17 protein-coding genes and 1 riboswitch are annotated in these 18252 nt (G+C 67.1%); of the genes, 14 read left to right on the top strand and 3 right to left on the bottom strand.

Features of this window, described 5'->3' with window-relative positions; genetic code table 11:
- The first annotated feature begins 111 nt into the window (after nucleotides 1-111).
- The 4 genes from hemN to AC07PT_RS25915 all read left to right on the top strand — a co-directional run bounded on the left by hemN (nucleotide 112) and on the right by AC07PT_RS25915 (nucleotide 6186).
- Nucleotides 112-1497, top strand: coding sequence for an oxygen-independent coproporphyrinogen III oxidase (hemN, locus tag AC07PT_RS25930; protein WP_492346190.1), 1386 nt, complete (start codon nucleotides 112-114; stop codon nucleotides 1495-1497).
- Between the two features lie 57 nt (nucleotides 1498-1554).
- Nucleotides 1555-2301, top strand: a complete 747-nt coding sequence (locus tag AC07PT_RS25925) for a sulfite exporter TauE/SafE family protein (protein WP_494658632.1) — start codon at nucleotides 1555-1557, stop codon at nucleotides 2299-2301.
- 136 nt (nucleotides 2302-2437) lie between these two features.
- Nucleotides 2438-3757, top strand: coding sequence for a cyclic di-GMP phosphodiesterase (locus AC07PT_RS25920; protein WP_494658631.1), 1320 nt, complete (start codon nucleotides 2438-2440; stop codon nucleotides 3755-3757).
- On the top strand, nucleotides 3754-6186 hold the full coding sequence (locus tag AC07PT_RS25915) for a putative bifunctional diguanylate cyclase/phosphodiesterase (RefSeq protein WP_494658630.1): 2433 nt from the start codon (nucleotides 3754-3756) through the stop codon (nucleotides 6184-6186). Before AC07PT_RS25920 ends, AC07PT_RS25915 begins: the two co-directional genes overlap by 4 nt.
- A 38-nt stretch (nucleotides 6187-6224) precedes the next feature.
- Here the strand turns inward: AC07PT_RS25915 and AC07PT_RS25910 are convergent, their stop codons facing one another.
- From AC07PT_RS25910 to AC07PT_RS25900, 3 genes are all read right to left on the bottom strand, one after another.
- Nucleotides 6225-7040 carry a sulfite exporter TauE/SafE family protein gene (locus AC07PT_RS25910; RefSeq protein ID WP_492346194.1) on the bottom strand — a complete coding sequence of 272 codons (816 nt, stop codon included), beginning with the start codon at nucleotides 7038-7040 and terminating at the stop codon, nucleotides 6225-6227.
- A 362-nt stretch (nucleotides 7041-7402) separates the two neighbouring features.
- On the bottom strand, nucleotides 7403-7771 hold the full coding sequence (locus tag AC07PT_RS25905; protein ID WP_492346195.1) for a cell division protein ZapA: 369 nt from the start codon (nucleotides 7769-7771) through the stop codon (nucleotides 7403-7405).
- On the bottom strand, nucleotides 7768-8004 hold the full coding sequence (locus AC07PT_RS25900; protein WP_019573080.1) for a cell division protein ZapB: 237 nt from the start codon (nucleotides 8002-8004) through the stop codon (nucleotides 7768-7770). Before AC07PT_RS25900 ends, AC07PT_RS25905 begins: the two co-directional genes overlap by 4 nt.
- Nucleotides 8005-8041: 37 nt before the next feature.
- A riboswitch (cobalamin riboswitch) is annotated at nucleotides 8042-8287 on the top strand.
- 90 nt (nucleotides 8288-8377) lie between these two features.
- On the opposite strand from AC07PT_RS25900, the gene AC07PT_RS25895 reads away from it, so the two are divergent.
- The 10 genes from AC07PT_RS25895 to AC07PT_RS25850 are packed head-to-tail and all read left to right on the top strand — an operon-like array spanning nucleotide 8378 to nucleotide 18226.
- Nucleotides 8378-10255, top strand: coding sequence for a TonB-dependent receptor domain-containing protein (locus AC07PT_RS25895; RefSeq protein WP_494658629.1), 1878 nt, complete (start codon nucleotides 8378-8380; stop codon nucleotides 10253-10255).
- Nucleotides 10255-11592, top strand: coding sequence for a cobyrinic acid a,c-diamide synthase CobB (locus AC07PT_RS25890; protein WP_494658628.1), 1338 nt, complete (start codon nucleotides 10255-10257; stop codon nucleotides 11590-11592). The genes AC07PT_RS25895 and AC07PT_RS25890 overlap by 1 nt, the downstream gene beginning before the upstream one ends.
- A complete protein-coding gene (locus tag AC07PT_RS25885) occupies nucleotides 11589-12158 on the top strand; it encodes a bifunctional adenosylcobinamide kinase/adenosylcobinamide-phosphate guanylyltransferase (protein ID WP_494658627.1) in 570 nt (189 codons plus the stop codon). The genes AC07PT_RS25890 and AC07PT_RS25885 overlap by 4 nt, the downstream gene beginning before the upstream one ends.
- A 47-nt stretch (nucleotides 12159-12205) precedes the next feature.
- Nucleotides 12206-13045: an ABC transporter substrate-binding protein gene (locus tag AC07PT_RS25880; protein ID WP_494658641.1), complete on the top strand. Its 840-nt coding sequence runs from the start codon at nucleotides 12206-12208 to the stop codon at nucleotides 13043-13045.
- Nucleotides 13042-14061, top strand: coding sequence for a FecCD family ABC transporter permease (locus tag AC07PT_RS25875; protein WP_492346199.1), 1020 nt, complete (start codon nucleotides 13042-13044; stop codon nucleotides 14059-14061). Before AC07PT_RS25880 ends, AC07PT_RS25875 begins: the two co-directional genes overlap by 4 nt.
- Nucleotides 14058-14888, top strand: a complete 831-nt coding sequence (locus AC07PT_RS25870) for an ABC transporter ATP-binding protein (protein ID WP_494658626.1) — start codon at nucleotides 14058-14060, stop codon at nucleotides 14886-14888. Before AC07PT_RS25875 ends, AC07PT_RS25870 begins: the two co-directional genes overlap by 4 nt.
- Nucleotides 14889-14897: 9 nt before the next feature.
- On the top strand, nucleotides 14898-15467 hold the full coding sequence (gene cobO, locus AC07PT_RS25865; RefSeq protein ID WP_492346201.1) for a cob(I)yrinic acid a,c-diamide adenosyltransferase: 570 nt from the start codon (nucleotides 14898-14900) through the stop codon (nucleotides 15465-15467).
- A 2-nt stretch (nucleotides 15468-15469) separates the two neighbouring features.
- Nucleotides 15470-16222 carry a 5,6-dimethylbenzimidazole synthase gene (gene bluB / locus AC07PT_RS25860; RefSeq protein ID WP_494658625.1) on the top strand — a complete coding sequence of 251 codons (753 nt, stop codon included), beginning with the start codon at nucleotides 15470-15472 and terminating at the stop codon, nucleotides 16220-16222.
- Nucleotides 16218-17231 (top strand): adenosylcobinamide-phosphate synthase CbiB, encoded by a 1014-nt coding sequence (gene cbiB, locus AC07PT_RS25855; RefSeq protein WP_494658640.1) that lies wholly within the window; start codon nucleotides 16218-16220, stop codon nucleotides 17229-17231. Before bluB ends, cbiB begins: the two co-directional genes overlap by 5 nt.
- Nucleotides 17228-18226 carry an aminotransferase class I/II-fold pyridoxal phosphate-dependent enzyme gene (locus AC07PT_RS25850; RefSeq protein WP_494658624.1) on the top strand — a complete coding sequence of 333 codons (999 nt, stop codon included), beginning with the start codon at nucleotides 17228-17230 and terminating at the stop codon, nucleotides 18224-18226. The genes cbiB and AC07PT_RS25850 overlap by 4 nt, the downstream gene beginning before the upstream one ends.
- The last annotated feature ends 26 nt before the right edge of the window (nucleotides 18227-18252 follow it).

Here is an 18252-nt window from a genome sequence, read left to right as displayed (position 1 = left end):
TCCTGATATGCCTCAAATTGTGACTTTGGGTGCGCGTTGCTCGCTTGATCCACATCAAGGCCTCATTCCTTGGCTGATGCACATTATGGTGTCCAGAAGGAAAAATGCCAGATGAATGTCGTTTCGCCAGAGCTGTTGCGTCGGTTTGATGTGCCGGGGCCCAGGTACACCTCCTATCCTACGGCCGACCGCTTTGTTGAGGCTTACACCGAAGCAGATTACCGGCAAGCTCTGGATCAGCGTCGCGGTGGAGGGGCTGCAACGTTGGCTCTGCCTCTTTCCCTGTACATCCACATTCCCTTTTGCGAGTCGCTTTGCTACTACTGCGCCTGCAACAAGATCATCACCAAGCACCCTGAGCGGGCCGATGAGTACTTGCGCTACCTGGGGCGCGAGGTCGATCTGCATGTGCAGCAGATCGGTACGGGTCAGGCGGTCAGTCAGCTGCATCTGGGCGGGGGCAGCCCCACCTTTCTCAGCGATGAGCGCTTGAGCGAACTCATGGCCATGTTGCGGCGCAATTTTTCGCTGGCACCCGGTGGCGAGTATTCCATCGAGGTCGATCCACGCACCGTTACCCGGGATCGCCTGGCTCACCTGGCTCGCCTGGGCTTCAACCGGCTGAGCTTCGGGGTGCAGGATTTCGATCCCGCCGTTCAAAAGGCGGTGCACCGCATTCAACCCGCAGAACAGGTGTTCGATCTGGTGGCGGAAGCCCGTCGCCTTGGTTTCGAGTCGATCAACGTCGATCTGATCTATGGCCTGCCGCGGCAGACCCCCGAATCGTTTGATCGCACCCTGGCCCAGGTGACCGAATTGCGGCCTGACCGCATTGCCCTGTATGCCTATGCGCACCTGCCTGAGCGTTTCAAGCCGCAGCGCCGCATTGTTTCAGCTGAGTTGCCGGGGGGGCCGGCCAAGGTGTCGATGTTGTCACGTTCGCTGTCGGCCTTCATCGAGGCCGGTTATGTCTATGTGGGCATGGATCACTTTGCCTTGCCCAATGACGCACTGGCCGTGGCCAAGCGCCAAGGGCGTCTGCATCGCAACTTCCAGGGTTACAGCACCCAACCCGATTGCGATCTGATCGGTCTGGGGGTATCGGCCATCGGGCGAGTCGGGGCGACTTACAGCCAGAACGCCAAGACCCTGGAAGACTATTACGACTACCTCAACCAGGGGCGCCTGCCCGTCGTTCGGGGTTTGGCCTTGTCGCGCGACGATCTGGTCCGGCGCGCCGTCATCATGGCGTTGATGTGCCAAGGGCGACTGGTGTACGAGTCGATCGATCTGGCTTGGTTGATCGACTGCCGCAGCTATTTCGCGACCGAAATGGGTCTGTTGCAGGATCTGGCCAAGGATGGCCTGCTCACCATGGATGACTCTGGCATCGAGGTCACGCCGAACGGTTGGTTCTTCATCCGTGCCATCGCCATGGTCTTTGACCGCTATTTGCAGGCCGACCGCAACCGTGCCCGTTTCTCACGCATCATCTGAGCCTCGCTGTCACTCGGTCCGGTGGATCCGGGTTGGCGCTTGTCTGCAAGGAGGCGGATGGTGTTGAGCTCTCTGGCATGGACGGCCTTGTTGATGGGGTTGGCAGGTGGTCCCCATTGCGTTGCCATGTGCGGTGCCGCCTGCACGGCCCTGGGGCGTTCCTCGGGTGGGACTGAGCAGCCGATTCAATGGTTGCCTGCGGATCCGGCGGGCGCCGTTGCCCGTTCGCGCTTGAACAGTTTGCCCACCGGGCGCGAATGCCTGTTTCAGGTTGGGCGGCTGATCGGTTATGCCGGCGCCGGCGCCCTGGCCGCGGTGGCCGTGGGGGCGTTGGCGTGGCTCAGTGGCAAGACGGCTGTCTTGCGACCTGTGTGGAGCCTGTTTCATGTCGCAGTTCTTGCCTGGGGGCTTTGGCTGGTGATCCAGGCCGAGCAGCCGGCCTGGGTGCAGGGCGCCGCCCGCTCGGTCTGGCAGCGGGTACAACCCTTGACGGCGCGTGGGAGTGGCGTTTTTGCGACAGGTGTGGCCTGGGCCTTCATGCCTTGTGGCCTGCTTTATTCGGCCCTGCTGGTGGCCGGTTTGGCGGGCGGGCCGGCCGAAGGTGCTCTGGTCATGGCCTTGTTCGCCCTTGGCGGCAGTGTGTCTTTGTTGGCGGGACCTTGGCTCTGGCGCTCGCTCCAGCAGCGGGTCAACGGTTGGCGGCAGGATTGGGGCACGCGGATGGCGGGCTTGTTTCTTTGCGCTTTGGCCGGTTGGTCCCTGTGGTTGGACGTCGCCCATCGCGTGGCTGAGTGGTGCCAGTAACAGGTCTGGGACGCGTTCACTGAGTCTCATAGGAATCAGGTTTGTCGCGCGTCACTTGCTAGAGGTAAAAGTTGTCTCAAAATCCCGCCATAATGGTTTCGTAAGACTGACTCTCTGGTCAGCTATTTTCGAATCCATGGAAGACAGCAAGAGCAAGCTCATCGACATTCAGCGGTTGCGCAAAGGCATGTTTGTGCAGCTTGAGCTCGGCTGGATGGATCATCCCTTTCCGATGGGCAGTTTCAAGATCTCCTCCGACGAGCAGATCCAGACCCTGCGCTCGCTGGGGCTCAGCCAGATCCGGTACGTGCCCGCGCGAAGCGACGTGCAAGTCGATGAGTCCCCCTCTCAAGCGGTGCCGGCCGTGGGCGATGCGTCTTCGCCGGAACCCCAAGAACCTGACCAGGCACCGGCGTTGCCGCAGGGCTCGGGCGCAGACCGGGCACGCCAGGCGCGTCTGGCTGCACGCCTGGCGCAAGAGCGTTGCCTGGAGGTCTGCGAGCGTCGCTTCTTTGATGCCACCCGCCAGTACAAGAAGGTGGGTGAGCAACTGCGGCTGAGCCCTCAGGACGCCAAGCGTCAGAGCGAGGAACTGGTGGGCTCTTGTGTGTCCGAGCTGCTGGCCAATGGCGAATCGGTCATCCGCCTGCTGACCGAGGTGTCGGGCGATCGAAGCGCCACCCATCCCATCAATGTGATGGTGATCTCGCTGCTGTTGGGCAAGGCCCTGGGCCTGGAAGAGGCTGCCCTGAAGGATTTGGGCTTGGTGGCCATGTTGCACGACATCGGCAAGCTTGAGTTGCCTGACCGCGTGCGTTCATTCGATGACCAGTTCACTACCGCCGAGTACCGCATGTACCAGGAGCACGTCGAACAGGGCGTGATTCTGGCGCAGCGCATGGGGCTTGCGCCGGGTGTGATCAAGGGCATTTCGCAGCACCACGAGATGGCCGATGGCAGTGGCTTTCCGATGCGGCACAAGGTTGATCGCCTGGAGACACTGGGCAAGATCGTGGCGTTGGTCAATCGCTATGACAACCTCTGCAACCCCTCGCGTCTGGCCATCGCGCTGACCCCGCACGAAGCGCTGTCGGTGATTTTTGCGCAGATGAAAGCCCGCTTCGACACTACGGTGCTGGGTGCCTTCATCCGCATGATGGGCGTGTACCCACCGGGTTCGGTGGTCCAGTTGGTGAACGACCGGTTTGCCCTGGTGGTGTCGGTCAATTCGTCCCGCCCGTTGCGGCCCCGGGTGCTGGTGCATGATCCGATGGTGCCTCGCTCCGAGGCGCTGATCCTGGACCTGGAGCAGGTCCCTGAGCTGGGCATCAAGCGCAGCCTCAAGGCCTCGCAACTGCCCAAGGCGGCACTGGACTATCTGTCGCCACGCCAACGCATCTGCTACTTCTTTGAACGGGCCGTGGAGGCGCCTTCTCCGGCTGGAGCCGAACAGTGACCGACGCCCAGGCCGGGCCCAGCCTGGAGGGTCTGCTGGAATCGGTCTGGTTGGTGGAGACGGCGGGGCTCACTGTGTGCTGGGTCAACCGGGCGGCCTGTGCGCTCTTGGGACATGTCGCGCCTGAGGCCGTGTTGGGGCGGCCGGTGACCGATCTGGCGGTCTCGCCCGAAGACATGGTCTTCTGGGCCACGGTCCAGCCGGATGGGGATCCGGGGCTGTGGTCAGAAACCGTGCTGCGCCGCTTGGATGGTTCCGTGCTTCCCGTCGAGCGGCGCGTCACCCTCACACGACTTCCCGATGGTGCACCCGCATACCAGGTGGTGATGCTGGACCGGAGTCGGGAGCAGCACGCAACGAATGAATTCGAGCAGTTGGTGGCTGAGTTGCGCGCCACCCTGGATTCGACGGCCGATGGCATGCTGGTGTGCAGCCTGCGTGGCGAGGTGAGGGCGTTCAACCGCCGCTTCAGTCAAATCTGGTCGATCCCCGAAGCGCTGCACACCCAGCGTGATGATGGCGCGCTCCACGCCCATCTGATGGCTTCCGTGCTGGACCCTGCGCTTTACCAGCAGCGGCTTGCCGAATTGGCCGCCAGCCCCGACCTGCAGGTGAGCGACACCTTGTTGTTGAAGGATGGCCGGGTGCTTGAACGCGCCTGCGTGACGCAGATCAGCCGGGGGCGAGCGGTGGGCCGGGTCTACTCGTTTCGCGACATCACGGACCAGGTGGCTGCTCAGGCCGAGCTTCGGCGCGCCGCCAAGGTGTTTGAATGCAGCCTCGACGCCGTTTTCATCGCCACCGCCGAGGAGGTCCTGATGGCGGTCAATCCCGCGTTTTTGCGTCTGGCTCAGGCCGATGCCGACACGTTTGTCGGCACTGCGCCCTGGCTGGGGCGTGCGGCGGGGGCTTTGTTTGCCGACCCGGCTGACCCTGCGTTGATGGATCACATCCGGCAGCGGCGTGAGCAGCAGGGTTTCTGGGAGGGCGAGGTCTGGTTGTGCCGTGATGACGGCAGTCGTTGCCCGGTGCAATTGTCCTGGGTCCAACTCCATGATGAGCGGGCCGGCCTGGGTCAGAGCATCGGCTTCTTCCGAGACCTGACCGCGCAGCAGGCAGCTCAACGCCGCATTGAGCAACTCGCCTACAGCGATGCCCTCACCGGCCTGCCCAACCGCCTTCTGCTGTCGCAACGAGTGGATTTCGCGCTGAACATGGCGCGGCGCCATGCCGTCAGCTTTGCCGTGTTGTTCCTGGACCTCGATCGATTCAAGAACATCAACGACTCACTGGGCCATCAGTTCGGCGACCGGGTGCTGATCCAGGTGGCCGAACGCATCCGATTGTGTCTGCGCGACGTGGACACCCTGTGCCGCCTCGGAGGGGATGAATTTGTCCTGTACCTGCATGACGTGGAGGTGGCCGGGGCAGAGCGCGTTGCCTCGCGTGTGCTGGAGGCGCTGTCCCGTCCCTTTTTGCAGGACGACATGAACTTCAGCATCGGCTGCAGCATCGGCGTGGCCATGTACCCGGGCGACGGCGACACCCTTGACGAGCTGATCAAGCACGCCGACACCGCCATGTACGAGGTCAAGGGGGCAGGGCGGGGGCATATTCGCTTCTATCGCCCGCAGATGAATGTGGACATGCTCTCCCGCATGAAGCTGGAGACGGCGCTGCGCCAGGCCATCGAGCGGCAGGCCTTTCACTTGCACTACCAGCCTCAGCTTCATCTGGCCTCGGGCCGTCTCATCGGCGCCGAAGCCTTGATCCGATGGTCGGATCCCGAGCGGGGCGCGGTCTCACCCGGACAGTTCATCCCGCTGGCAGAAGAGTCGGGACTGATCGTGCAGATCGGTGCCTGGGTGCTGGCCGAGGCCGTCGGCCAGGCCACCGCCTGGTGGCGTGCCGGCACCCCGCTTCAGGTGTCGATCAACGTGTCGGCGCTGCAGTTCAGGCAGCCGGACTTCGTGGAGCGCGTGGCGCAAGTGCTGGGTCAGCTTGGCTTGCCGCCCGCGTTGCTGGAGCTAGAACTCACAGAATCCATCCTGGTGCAGGATGCGGATGAGGTCTTGCAGCGGCTGCGCGCACTGGCGGCCCTGGGCGTGCATCTGGCGATTGATGATTTCGGGACCGGCTACTCCAGCCTGGCCTACCTGAAGAAGTTCCCCATCAGCAAACTGAAAATCGACCAGTCCTTTGTGCGCGGCCTGCCGGGGGATGACAGTGACGTGGCCATCGTCGCTGCCATGATTGGCCTGGCACGGGCCATGGGCTTGTCCGTCATTGCCGAGGGGGTTGAAACGGAAGATCAGCGCGCAGCGCTGCTGCGGCTGGGCTGCGATGAATACCAGGGCTTTTTGTTTTCACCCGGCGTGTCTGCGGCGAAATTTGCCGGTTTTCTGCAGGGGCCTGCTCGGGTCGCCTGAGGTTCCTGATGTGCCTCGGCGTTGCAGCAGAGGCCGGTTCAGCCGCTCAGGCCCTTCCACGCCATGTAGGCAGCCAGCAGGTACAGCAGGCTGGCAAACACCCGTTTGAGCTTTTTCACCGGCAATTGGTGGGCCGCCTTGGCGCCCAGTGGGGCGGTCAACACACTGCAGGCTGCGATCACGCCCAGCGCAGGCAGCCAGATGTAGCCAAACGAGGCAGGGGGCAGTTGGGTCAGTGACTGCCCGGCAATCACATAGCCCACCACATTGGCCACCGCAATCGGAAACCCCAGGGCCGCCGAGGTGGCCACGGCATTGTGGATGGGCACATTGCACCAGGTCATGAAGGGCACGCTCACAAAGCCGCCACCCGCACCCACCAGGCCCGACAGAAAACCGATCACGCCGCCGCCGGCCAGCTGGCCGGCCATGCCGGGCATCTGGCGCGCTGGGGCGGGCTTCTTGTCGAGGAACATCTGGGTGGCCGAAAAGCCCACGAACAGCGCAAAGAAAATCGCCAGGGCACTGCCCTTGAGCAAGGCAAAAACACCCATGCTGGCCACCGCACCGCCGAGCACGATGCCGGGGGCCAGCCCACGCACCAGATCCCATCGCACGGCACCGCGTTTGTGGTGTGCTCGCACGCTGGAGATGGACGTGAACATGATGGTGGCCATGGACGTGGCAATCGCCATTTTCACGGCCAGATCGGCTGCCACACCCTGGCGGCCCAGGATGGCTGTGATGAAGGGCACCATCAGCATGCCGCCACCAATGCCCAGCAGCCCCGCCAGGAAGCCCGAGAAAATGCCCAGCAGGGCCAGTTCAAGAATCAGGATCGGCTCAAGCAGCATGGTGGTGGCACCTGGATGCGACGGCAGACAAAAACAAGCCGGCGCGAGGCCGGCTTGTTCGGGAAGAAGGTGTCTGCGAGTGCCACCGGACCGGCATCCTGAACCGGGGGTTCAGGTGGGCAAGGGCAGACTGGCGTTGGGTTCATCTGACGCGAGACGATCACGCTCACCAGCCGATGTACCAAGCCCGGGCTCAGAGAGCATTGGTTCAAGGAAATATAAAGCCCGGCATGCACTGCAGACGGTTGCCATTGTAGGCCCGCCGAAGGGGGGCTGGCGGCAATCTGGCCCAGATCTGCACCTGTGAGGGGGCTTTGCTTGACAGCGCCCGGTCGATGGGGGCTGGAGCCTGTTAACAGGCCCTAGATCAGGTGCCCGTCGCCGCCCAGAGCGTTGTCGAGTTGGCGAATCAATTGGTTCAGACGCTCGGCATCGTGTGCGCTGAGCGCACCGGCCGGCAGGCTGGCCGCGGGCGAGGGGTGTGGGGTGGGGGCCTGCCGGGCCTGGGCCTGGGCTTGCAGATCGGCGTTTTCGCGATCGGCCAGCTCAAAAGCAAAGTTCAGGGCGGCCAGCACGGCAATGCGGTCGCGTGCACGCACCTTGCCCGCGTCGCGGATCTTGCACATCGCCGTGTCCAGGCGCTCCACGGCGTCCAGCAGGCGCGACTCTCGGCCATCAGGGCAGGCCAGCAGATAGCTCTGCTGCATGATCTGGACTTCGACTTGCTTCATGCGGCCTTGTCCTCGGAGGGTTCGGTGGGCAGCGGTGGCAGGCGCTCCAGCAGGGCCTCGACACGGGAGCGCGCGGCATTCAGCCGCGACTTCAGGCTGTCACGTTCGCGCCCCAGGGCCGCCACCTGCTCGGTGAGCAAGGCGTTGGTGCGTTGCAGCTCTTCGTGGCGCACCAGAAGCCGCTCAACGCGATCGGCGATCTGGTCAATGGGGTGCAGGTCGGAGGGTGCCATACAGCCGGCTATTGTAGGACGGGCGTCAGTGAATGGTTCTAAAATCCGGATTGTTGGTGCTCGCGGTGTGGTTCACACACCGCAGTTCAACGGGAAGCAGGAACGGGCAGGCGTCACGCGCCCCGCCTCCAACCTGCGCTGCCCCCGCAACGGTCAAGCAGACGAGCCTTTTTCAGGCTCCGCCTTTCTCCAACAAGCCACTGGATGTTCTGAACACGCATCTGGGAAGGCGAGGAGGGTTGTCTCTGCCAGCCCGGATACCGGCCAACAAGGTGAATGCCAAGGCTTGCCCGTTCAGGCCCTGGTGTTCGTGACGTCCAAGTGTCGGCGGGGAAGCCGGCGCGGATCTATTTTGCTGACCTGTCCCCGTCCCATGAAGAACCCTTCCGTTCAATCCTCCGTCCGTGTGTCCGTCCGTGCGCGCGCTCGCCATGGCCTGAGCCCTCTCGCCCTGGCCGCCGGCCTGTGTGTCCTGCAGGTGGCCGCGCAGGCCGCCGAGCTGCCTGTCCTGGTCGCAGGCTTGAACCCGCTCAAGGAAACCGTGGTCACTGCCACGCGCACCGAGCAGCCCCTGGCCGACCTGGTGGCTGATGTCACCTTGATCGATCGTGAAACCATCGAAAACAGTGGTGCCACCGCGCTGGCCGACGTGCTGGCCCGTGTGCCCGGCATTGAAATTTCCCGCAATGGTGGCCCCGGCACGACCACCAGCTTGTTCATGCGTGGGGCCGAGACCCGTTTCACCGCCGTGTTCATCGACGGCATCCGGGTGGATTCACAGTCCACCGGCGGCGCCGCCTGGGAGGCCATCCCCCTGGGCCTGATCGACCGCATCGAAGTGCTGCGTGGCCCGGCGGGGGCCGTCTACGGCTCGGACGCCATCGGCGGCGTGGTGCAGATCTTCACCAAGAAGGGCGAGGGCGCGCCCAAGCCTTATGTCGGCATGGGCATCGGCAGCCTTCGCAGCACCCACCTGGAAGCCGCCCTCAGCGGTGCCGACGGGGCCATCGACTACGCGCTGGGGGTGCAGAACGAGACCAGCCTGGGCTTCAATGCCCGCCCCATCGCCACGGCCAACCCCGACCGTGACGGCTACCGCAGCAACTCGGGCTATGCCCGCCTCGGCGCCCAGCTCAACCGCGACCAGCGCCTGGAAGCCACCCTGCTCGGCAGCAACATGAACTCGGGCTACGACGCCAACCTAACCCGGGACGATCGCAACCTGCACCGTCTTTACGCCGCCGGCCTGAACTGGTCGGCGCGCTGGAACGAGGGCTACAGCACCCGCGTCAGCGTCACCGAATCGTCCGACCACTACACCACCCAGCCCAACCCCTACCAGACCAACACGCGGGTGCGCGGCTACCTGTTCCAGAACGAATGGAAGCGTGGCGCGGCCAACTGGACCGTGGCGCTCGAACGCCGGGAAGACCAGTTGCAGAACGCCCCCATCGACCGCAGCCGCTCGCAGGATGCGCTGGCCCTGGGCTATGGCCTGCGTTGGCAGGCCCACACCGTGCAGCTCAACCTGCGCCATGATCGCGACAGCGAATTCGGCAGCCACAACACGGGCAGTGCGGCCTATGGCTACGCCATCACGCCCGCCTGGCGTGCCACGGTGTCGGCCGGCACCGCCTTCCGTGCCCCCACGCTGTACCAGCGCTTCAGCGAGTACGGCCTGGCCTCGTTGCAACCCGAGACCAGCCGCAACCTCGAGGCCGGCCTGCGTTACCAGCAGGGCAGCAGCCTGTTCAGTGTGGTGGCCTACCGCAACACGGTGGACAACCTGATCAACTTCGGTGGCGCTGGTGCCTGCTCGTCGCCTTACGGCTGCTATGCCAACACCGGTCACGCCCGCTATGAAGGCCTGACCTTCACGGGCGAGCAGCGTGTCGAGACCGTGCTGCTGCGCGGCTCGCTCGATGTGCAAGACCCGAAGGATCTGGTCACCGGCAAGCAATTGGCCCGCCGCTCGCGCGAGCACGGTACCTTCAGTGCCGAGACCCGCCTGGCGCAATGGAACCTGGCTGCCGAGGCGCAATGGTCGGGTCGCCGTTTCGACAACGCCGCCAACACCGTGACACTGGGGGGCTACACCCTGTTCAACCTGCGTGCCAGCACCGACATCGCGCCGGATTGGAAGCTTCTGGCCCGCCTCAACAACCTGGCCGACAAGTCCTACCAACTGGCCAACACCTACGCCACCCCGGGCCGCAGCGTGTACTTGGGCCTGATCTGGGCCCCGCGCTGATGGCCGCGCTGGCGCCAGTGGTGCTGGTGGCCGCACCCGCTTCTGGCCAGGGCAAGACCACGGTCGCTTCGGCCCTGGCCCGCTTGCACAGCCGGGCCGGGCGGCGGGTGCAGGCCTTCAAGTGCGGGCCCGATTTTCTCGATCCCTGCTGGCTGGCCTTGGCCAGCGGCGGCCCCGTGCATTCGCTGGACCTGTGGATGAACGGCGAGGCCGACTGTGCGGCCCGCCTGCAACAGGCTGCCGCCGACAGCGATCTGGTGATCGTCGAAGGCGTGATGGGCCTGTTCGATGGCCAGCCCAGCGCAGGCGATCTGGCGCGCCGCTTCGGCTTGCCGGTGTTGGCCGTGATCGACGGCTCGGCCATGGCCGGTACCTTCGGCGCCTTGGCCTATGGCCTGCAGCATTACCAGCCGGGGCTGCCCTGGCTGGGCGTGCTGGCCAACCGGGTGGGCAGCGAGCGCCACGCCCACATGCTGCGTGACGGCCTGCGCGACCCCGCCACCTGGCTGGGGGTCTTGCCCCGCAGTGCCGATTGGGCCCTGCCCGAGCGGCACCTGGGCCTGGTGCAGGCGGGAGAATTGCCCGATGCCCTGGCCCGCCTCGATGCGGCGGCCGACGCCTTGGCCAACACCCCCATCGGCCAGCGTGCGCTGGCCGACTGGCCGGCCTGGCAGCCTCCGGTCGACCTGCCCGCGGCCCCGGCGCCGGTGTCGACTTTGCTGGCCGGCCGGCGGGTGGCCGTGGCCCGTGATGCCGCCTTCTGTTTCATCTACCCGGCCAACCTGGACTGCCTGCGCGCCCTGGGCGCCGAGGTGGTGTTTTTCTCGCCCTTGACCGATGGGGCCTTGCCCGACTGTGACGCCTTGTGGCTGCCCGGTGGCTACCCCGAGCTGCACGGCCCGGCCCTGGCCGGCAACCCCACGATGCGCCTGAGCCTGCAGGCCCATGTGGCTGCAGGCCGCCGGGTCTGGGCCGAGTGCGGCGGCATGATGGCCTTGTTCGACAGCCTGGTCACCCGCGAGGGCGAGCGGCACGCCGGCTTCGGCCTGCTGCCGGGTCAGGTGCTGATGCAAAAGCGCCTGGTGGCCCTGGGGCCGCAGCAATGGACGCCCGAGCCCGGCGGCGGCACTTTGCGTGGCCACACCTTTCACCATTCGCTTTGCGAGACCGCATTGCAGCCCGTGGGCCGCAGCGTGCGTCCGGGCGTGTCGCCCCATGGCAGCGAAGGCGAGGCCGTGTATGGCCTGGGTCCGGTGCGTGCCAGCTACTTCCATGCCTGGTTCCCCTCGGCCCCCGAGGCGGTGGCTGCCTTGTTCCTGCCGGAGGCGCGACCATGAGCCACGCCTACCGTGAACTGATCCTGGGCGGCCAGAAGAGTGGCAAATCGGCGCGGGCCGAGCACCAGGCGGCCCAATGGTTGGCCCAGCCGCAGCGACAGGGGGTGTTGATCGCCACGGCCCAACCCTGGGACCCTGAGATGGCTGCACGCATCGAGCGCCACCAGAGCGACCGTGCCCAGCGTGTGCCGGGCCTGAAGACCGTCGAGTCGCCACTGGACTGGCCTGCTGAACTGCAGCGCCTGAGCCGGCACGACACCCTGGTGGTGGTCGATTGCCTGACCCTGTGGCTGACCAATCTGATCATGCCCATCGACCCGTCAGCCGCGGTGGGCGTTGATGGACTGGCCCGGCGCATCAGCGAGGCGGCCGAGGCCCTGGCCCGGGCTTCGGGTCCGGTGCTGCTGGTCAGTAACGAGATCGGCCTGGGGGTCATCCCGATGGGGCGCGAGGTCCGGGCCTTTGTCGATGCGCTGGGCCAGCTCAACCAGCGCCTGGCCCAGGTCTGCGACCGCGTCACCTTGATGGCCGCTGGCCTGCCCCTGACTCTGAAGGCCCCCGCTTGAAATCCTGCACCTTCCTCCGATTCCCGCTGGCGTGGCTGTTGCTCGCGATGCTGAGCAGCCTGTGCCAGGCCGCGGCCCCCATCGAACTGCAGGATGACCGCGGCGTCAGCGTGCAACTGGCCCAGCCGCCGCAGCGCATCATCAGCCTGCTGCCCTCGCTGACGGAGTCCATCTGCGCCATGGGTGGCTGTGCCCGCCTCGTGGGGGTGGACCGTTACTCCACCTGGCCTGCGTCGGTGCAGGCCCTGCCGCACCTGGGGGGGCTGGACGACGCCAACATCGAGGGCATCGTGGCCTTGCGGCCCGATGTGGTCTTGCTGGCCAAGTCGGCCCGTGCCACGCCCCGGCTGGAGCAGCTCGGCCTCAAGGTGGTGGCCCTGGAGCCGCGCAGTTACGCCGATGTGCAGCGCGTGCTGGGCAAGATCGGCGTGGTCCTGCAGGTGCCCGATGCGCAGGGCGCGACGCGCATCTGGCGCCAGATCGATGCCGAGGTCTCGGCCGCCGCCCAGTCGCTGCCGCCGAAGGTGCGCAACACCCGGGTGTATTACGAAGTCAACCGAGCGCCCTATGCGGCCAGCGAATCGTCCTTCATCGGCGAGACCCTGAGCCGGCTGGGCGCGCGCAATGTGGTGCCCGCCTCGCTGGGCCCCTTTCCCAAGCTCAACCCCGAGTATGTGGTGCGCGCCAACCCTGACCTGATCATGATTGGGGACCGCAACTTCGAAGGCCTGATGCAGCGCCCGGGTTGGGATCGCATCCGCGCCGTGCGCGAGGACCGCATCTGCCGCTTCAGCGCTGCCGAATCCGATGTGATGGTGCGCCCCGGCCCCCGCATGGGCGAGGCCGCACGCCTGATGGCGCGTTGCCTGCAGGAGCGCTCGCCATGAGCCCACGCGCCTGGCGGCCGGCCGCCGTGCTCTTCGTGCTGGTGCTGCTGGTGGCCGGTCTGCTGGCGCTCAGCCTGGGCGTGGGCAGCACCGGCTTTCAGCGGGTGACCCAGTTGTTCGACGACCCCCTGGCCGCCCAGATCGTGCTCGACATCCGCCTGCCCCGCTCGCTCGGGGCCCTGGCCGCCGGGGCTTTGCTTGGGCTGGCCGGCTCCGTGGCGCAGGGCTTGTTCCGCAACCCGCTGGCCGACCCCTACCTGCTGGGCAGTGCCTCAGGGGCTTCACTGGGCGTGGCTTTTGCCCTGGTGTGGCTGGGGCAAAGGCCCTTGAACCTGCTCTTGTCATCCGACTGGCTGATGCGCCTGGGCCTCACCGGCGCCGCCTTTGTCGGTGCGGTGGGCGCCGTGTTGCTCACCCTGGCGCTGGCGCGAGGCGTGCAGCAGACCCTGCGCCTGTTGCTGGCCGGGGTCATCGTGGGCGTGGTGTTGGGCGCCATCACCTCTTTGCTGCTGCTGCGCGTGCCCGAGATCATGCAACCCATGCAAGCCTTCATGCTGGGCAACACCGGTTTTGTCGGCTGGACCTCGGCCCTGCTGATGGGCGCGGTGTGGTGCCTGTGCGCCCTGGTGGCGCTGGGGGCGGCCCGGGGCCTGGACGGGCTGTCGCTCGGTGAATCGACGGCCCTCAGCCTCGGCCTGCCACTCGGCGTTTTACGCGCGGTGCTGGTGGCCGTGCTGGCGTTGGCCACCGGCACGGCCGTGGCCCAGACCGGCTTGATTGCCTTTGTCGGCCTGGCGGCGCCGCACCTGGTACGCGGGCTGGTCAAGACGGGCCATGCCTGGCAGCAGCTGCTGGCCAGCCTGACCGGCGGCTGCCTGCTGATGCTGGCCGACGTGTTGGCGCGTGGCCTCACGGCACCACAGGAGTTGCCCGTGGGTGCCTTGACGGCGGTCCTGGGCGGCAGCTACCTGCTGTGGCTCATGCACCGACGCGACAGCCTGGGGGGCGGCGCATGAGCGCCGTGGTCGCCTCCTCCACGCTGGCCCTGCAGGCCCGGGGCGTGAGCGCCCGGCTCGGTGAGCGACCGGTGCTGCACGCCATCGACCTGGGCTTGCGCCAGGGGGCCTGGACCAGCATCGTGGGCCCCAACGGGGCCGGCAAATCGACCTTGCTGCGGGCGCTGGCGGGCCTGCTGCCCTGTGTTGGCGAGATCACCCTGCTGCAGCGCCCCTTGCGCCAATGGCCCGCTCGCGAGCGAGGGCGCACCGTGGCCTGGTTGGGGCAGGGCGAACAGGCGGCCCACGACCTGCGGGTGCTTGACGTGGTGATGCTGGGGCGCCTGCCCCACCGCGGCTGGCTGGCCGCGCCCGGCGCCGCCGACCATGCGGCCGTGGAGCAGGCCTTGCGCAGCACCCAGGCCTGGGAATGGCGCGAGCGCAGTCTGGGCCAGCTGTCGGGCGGCGAGCGCCAGCGCGTGTTGCTGGCCCGTGCCTTGGCCGTGCAGGCCCCGGTGCTGTTGATGGACGAGCCCCTGGCCAACCTGGATCCACCGCACCAGTCCGACTGGCTGGACACCGTGCGCCAACTGGTGGGGCAGGGCCGGACCGTGGTCAGCGTGCTGCATGAACTCGGCATGGCTTTGCAGGCCGATGAGCTGGTGGTGATGGCGCAAGGCCGCATCTGCCACCACGGCAGCACCGAGGCCCCGGCCACGCACCGCGCGCTGGAGCAGGTGTTTGACCAGCGCCTGAAGATCCACCCGGTCCAGGGGCAATGGGTGCCCCTGCCCGTGGCCCGGGCCGAACCCACGTCAGAACCCACATCCCACCCCCACACTTCCTGAAAACCTCCCATGCAGATCGAAACCCCCCCCACCGAAAAGCCTTATGACAAAGCCGAGGGCGAGCGCCGTGGCCTGATCATCGTCAACACCGGCGACGGCAAGGGCAAGAGCACCGCGGCCTTCGGCCTGGCCCTGCGGGCGCATGGCCGCGGCAAGGCCGTGAAGATCTACCAGTTCATGAAGGTGCCCAGTGCCCGCTTTGGCGAACACCGCATGTTCGAGCAACTGGGCATCCCGGTGGAAGGCCTGGGCGACGGCTTCAGCTGGAAGAGCAAGGACCTCGATCACTCTGCCCAACTGGCCCGCGATGGTTGGGCCCGGGCGCGGGACGTGATCCTGGCCGGCGAGCATTTTCTGGTGGTGCTCGACGAGATCACTTACCCCCTGATCTATGGCTGGCTGCCCCTGGGCGAGGTGCTGACCACCCTGCGCGACCGCCCGCGCCAGGTGCACGTGGTGCTCACCGGGCGCCGCTGCCCCGAAGAGATCGTGACGATGGCTGACACCGTGACCGAGATGAAGCTGATCAAGCACGCCTTCCAGGCCGGCATCCCGGCCCAACGGGGCATCGAGGATTGAGCATGGCCAGCGACCTTCCGCCCCGGCAGGGCGATCCCCAATCAGCCCGTCCAGGCGCCGACACCTCGCCTGCCGCCCAGGCCTTTGCGCCTGCCGAGCGCGAGGCCGTGTACCGGGCCATCCATCAGCGCCGCGACATGCGCCACTTCAGCGGCGGGCAGGTGGCCCCTGAGCTGCTGCGCCGCTTGCTCGATGCCGCCCACCACGCCCCCAGCGTGGGCTTCATGCAACCCTGGCGCTTCATCCGCATCAGCCAGCCCGACACCCGGGCCCGCCTGCACGCCCTGGTCGAGGTCGAGCGCGTGCGGACCGCCCAGGCCCTGGGGGTGAGGCAGGAGGAATTCTTGCGCCTCAAGGTGCAGGGCGTGCTTGAATGCGCCGAACTGCTGGCCGTGGCGTTGAGCGACGGGCGTGAGCGCCACGTCTTCGGGCGTCGCACGCTGCCCCAGATGGACCTGGCCTCCGCCAGTTGCGCCATCCAGAACCTGTGGCTGGCGGCCCGTGCCGAGGGCCTGGGCATGGGCTGGGTTTCGATCTTCGATCCGCTGGAGGTTGCCCGCGTGCTGGGCTTGCCCGAAGGGGCCGAGGTGATCGCGCTGCTGTGCCTGGGGCCGGTCACGGCCTTCTACGAACAGCCCATGCTGGAGCAAGAGCGTTGGGCGCGCCGCGCCGCTTTGGGTGAACTGGTGTTCGACGAGCAATGGGGACGGCCCAGTGCCTTGTTTGCGGAGGGGCCTGGCCTTGAGTCTGATTGAACCCTGGGTCGGCCTGGCGCTGGCCGCGGCGGTGCCCCTGGCCCTGGGGGTGGATCGCCTGTGGGGCGAGCCGCCCACCGCCGTGCACCCGGTGGTCTGGATGGGGCGTTACCTGGGCTGGGTCGGGCATCGGCTGGCACCCCGTGAGGGTGTGGGCCCCGACCCCGAGGGCCGGCGGGACCTGCCGCGCCTGCTCGGCGGTGCCTTGCTGTGGTGCCTGGGCGCGTGGGCGTGTGTGGCTCTGGCCGGTGGCCTGCAAGCCTGGGCCCTGCAGCAGTCGGCCTGGTTGACGGCCGGGGTGCTGGGGCTGGCACTCAAGCCGCTGCTGGCCTGGCGTCTGCTGGGTGAAGAGGTGCAGGCCGTGGAGGATGCCCTGGCCGTGTCGCTGCCCGCCGGTCGTGCCCGACTGGCCTGGCTGGTGAGCCGGGATGTCAGCCAGCTGGGGCCGCATCAGGTGCGTGAGAGCGCGATCGAGTCCCTGGCCGAGAACCTCAACGACTCGGTGGTGGCGCCCTTGTTCTGGTTTGCCGTGGCCGGTTTGCCGGGGGCCGCGCTGTACCGCTTTGCCAACACCGCGGATGCGATGTGGGGCTATCCGGGCTGGCGCGGCGGCAGCGCTGGGCGCCACTATTGGGCCTGGGCCGGCAAATGGGCCGCCCGCGCGGACGATGTTCTGTCCTGGTGCCCGGCGCGGCTCACGGCACTGTTGCTGGCCTGGCCCGGGCGCTTGCGTTGGCATGGCGTGCGCAGTGAGGCGGCCAAGACCCCTTCGCCCAACAGCGGTTGGCCCATGGCGGCCATGGCCTTGCGCCTGGGCGTGCGCCTGGGCAAGCCGGGAGCCTATGTGCTGAATCCGCTCGCGCCGACACCTTTGCCGGTCCACACGCAGCGGGCCTTGTCCTGGGCCGGTACGGCGGTGGTGTGGGCGGTGGCCTGGGCGGGGGCGCTCAGTGGGGGCAGCCTGGCCCTGGCCTCGGCCTGGTCCCGCTGCCTGGGTGGGGTTGCATGAGTGCGCTGCCGCGCGTGCATGGCGGCCCCGATGCGCAGGGGGTGCCGCAGCACGACTTTTCCACCAACAGCAATGCGTGTGGCCCGTGCCCGACTGCCTGGCAGCAGGTGAAGTCGGCTGATGCCGCCCATTACCCCGACGCGGCGTATCAAGCACTGCGCGAGCGGCTGGCCATGCACCATGGGGTGGCCATCGATCGGGTGCTGCTGGCGGCCAGTGCCAGTGAGTTCATCTTCCGCTTCACCGCCTGGGCCTGGCGCGAAGGCCTGCGACACGTGCGTCTGCCTCGGCATGCCTATGGTGACTATGCCCAGGCGGCCCGGGCCTGGGGTCTGGCGCTGACGACGCATGAAGACGTTGCCGGCCCCGTGGCAGACGCTTCTCCGCGGCCCTGTCTGGCCTGGGCCTGTGAACCCGCCAGCCCTCTGGGCGCTGACCTGCCCGGGGACGCGGTGTTCGACGGCGCTGCCCTGGCGGTGCTGGACCGCGCCTACGAGCCCCTGCGCCTCAGCGGTGCCAGCGGGCTCTCGGCCGCCGGCCTGGCTCAGGCTTGGCAGCTCTACAGCCCCAACAAGGCCCTGGGCCTGACGGGGGTGCGCGGGGCCTATGCACTGGCCCCTGTCGGAGCCGAGGCGGCGGTGCCCGCCCTGCAGGCCTTGTGTCCGTCGTGGCCGCTGGGCGCCCATGGCGTGGCCCTGCTGCAGGCCTGGTGCGAGCCGGTCGTGCAGGATTGGCTGGCCGAATGCAGGCCTCGATTGCGCGCCTGGAAAGACCAGCAGCAGGCACTGTGTCACCATCTGGGCTGGCAGGTCCGGCCCAGTCAGGCCAACTTCTTTTGTGTGCAGCCCACGCCCGCCCACGCGGCCCGCCTGCCGGCCTTGCGCCAGCAGGGCATCAAGCTGCGCGATGCCACCTCCTTCGAGCTGCCGGGGTGGTGGCGCATGGGCGTGTTGCCCCCCGCATCCCAGCAGGCGCTGGCCCAGGCCCTGTCTTGACATCGGAACCGACATGACCCTTCAGA

The sequence above is a fragment of the Curvibacter sp. GW821-FHT09D12 genome (assembly GCF_059416245.1).
Note: the sequence above shows the minus strand (reverse complement) of the source record. Positions and strands in the feature narration are given on the sequence as shown.

Bases quoted from the DNA above. Each gene is read 5' to 3' on its own strand.
- hemN (WP_492346190.1), top strand. From the start codon at position 112: ATGAATGTCGTTTCGCCAGAGCTGTTGCGTCGGTTTGATGTGCCGGGG.
- AC07PT_RS25925 (WP_494658632.1), top strand. From the start codon at position 1,555: ATGGTGTTGAGCTCTCTGGCATGGACGGCCTTGTTGATGGGGTTGGCA.
- AC07PT_RS25920 (WP_494658631.1), top strand. From the start codon at position 2,438: ATGGAAGACAGCAAGAGCAAGCTCATCGACATTCAGCGGTTGCGCAAA.
- AC07PT_RS25910 (WP_492346194.1), bottom strand. From the start codon at position 7,040: ATGCTGCTTGAGCCGATCCTGATTCTTGAACTGGCCCTGCTGGGCATT.
- AC07PT_RS25905 (WP_492346195.1), bottom strand. From the start codon at position 7,771: ATGAAGCAAGTCGAAGTCCAGATCATGCAGCAGAGCTATCTGCTGGCC.
- AC07PT_RS25900 (WP_019573080.1), bottom strand. From the start codon at position 8,004: ATGGCACCCTCCGACCTGCACCCCATTGACCAGATCGCCGATCGCGTT.
- AC07PT_RS25895 (WP_494658629.1), top strand. From the start codon at position 8,378: ATGAAGAACCCTTCCGTTCAATCCTCCGTCCGTGTGTCCGTCCGTGCG.
- AC07PT_RS25890 (WP_494658628.1), top strand. From the start codon at position 10,255: ATGGCCGCGCTGGCGCCAGTGGTGCTGGTGGCCGCACCCGCTTCTGGC.
- AC07PT_RS25885 (WP_494658627.1), top strand. From the start codon at position 11,589: ATGAGCCACGCCTACCGTGAACTGATCCTGGGCGGCCAGAAGAGTGGC.
- AC07PT_RS25880 (WP_494658641.1), top strand. From the start codon at position 12,206: ATGCTGAGCAGCCTGTGCCAGGCCGCGGCCCCCATCGAACTGCAGGAT.
- AC07PT_RS25875 (WP_492346199.1), top strand. From the start codon at position 13,042: ATGAGCCCACGCGCCTGGCGGCCGGCCGCCGTGCTCTTCGTGCTGGTG.
- AC07PT_RS25870 (WP_494658626.1), top strand. From the start codon at position 14,058: ATGAGCGCCGTGGTCGCCTCCTCCACGCTGGCCCTGCAGGCCCGGGGC.
- cobO (WP_492346201.1), top strand. From the start codon at position 14,898: ATGCAGATCGAAACCCCCCCCACCGAAAAGCCTTATGACAAAGCCGAG.
- bluB (WP_494658625.1), top strand. From the start codon at position 15,470: ATGGCCAGCGACCTTCCGCCCCGGCAGGGCGATCCCCAATCAGCCCGT.
- AC07PT_RS25850 (WP_494658624.1), top strand. From the start codon at position 17,228: ATGAGTGCGCTGCCGCGCGTGCATGGCGGCCCCGATGCGCAGGGGGTG.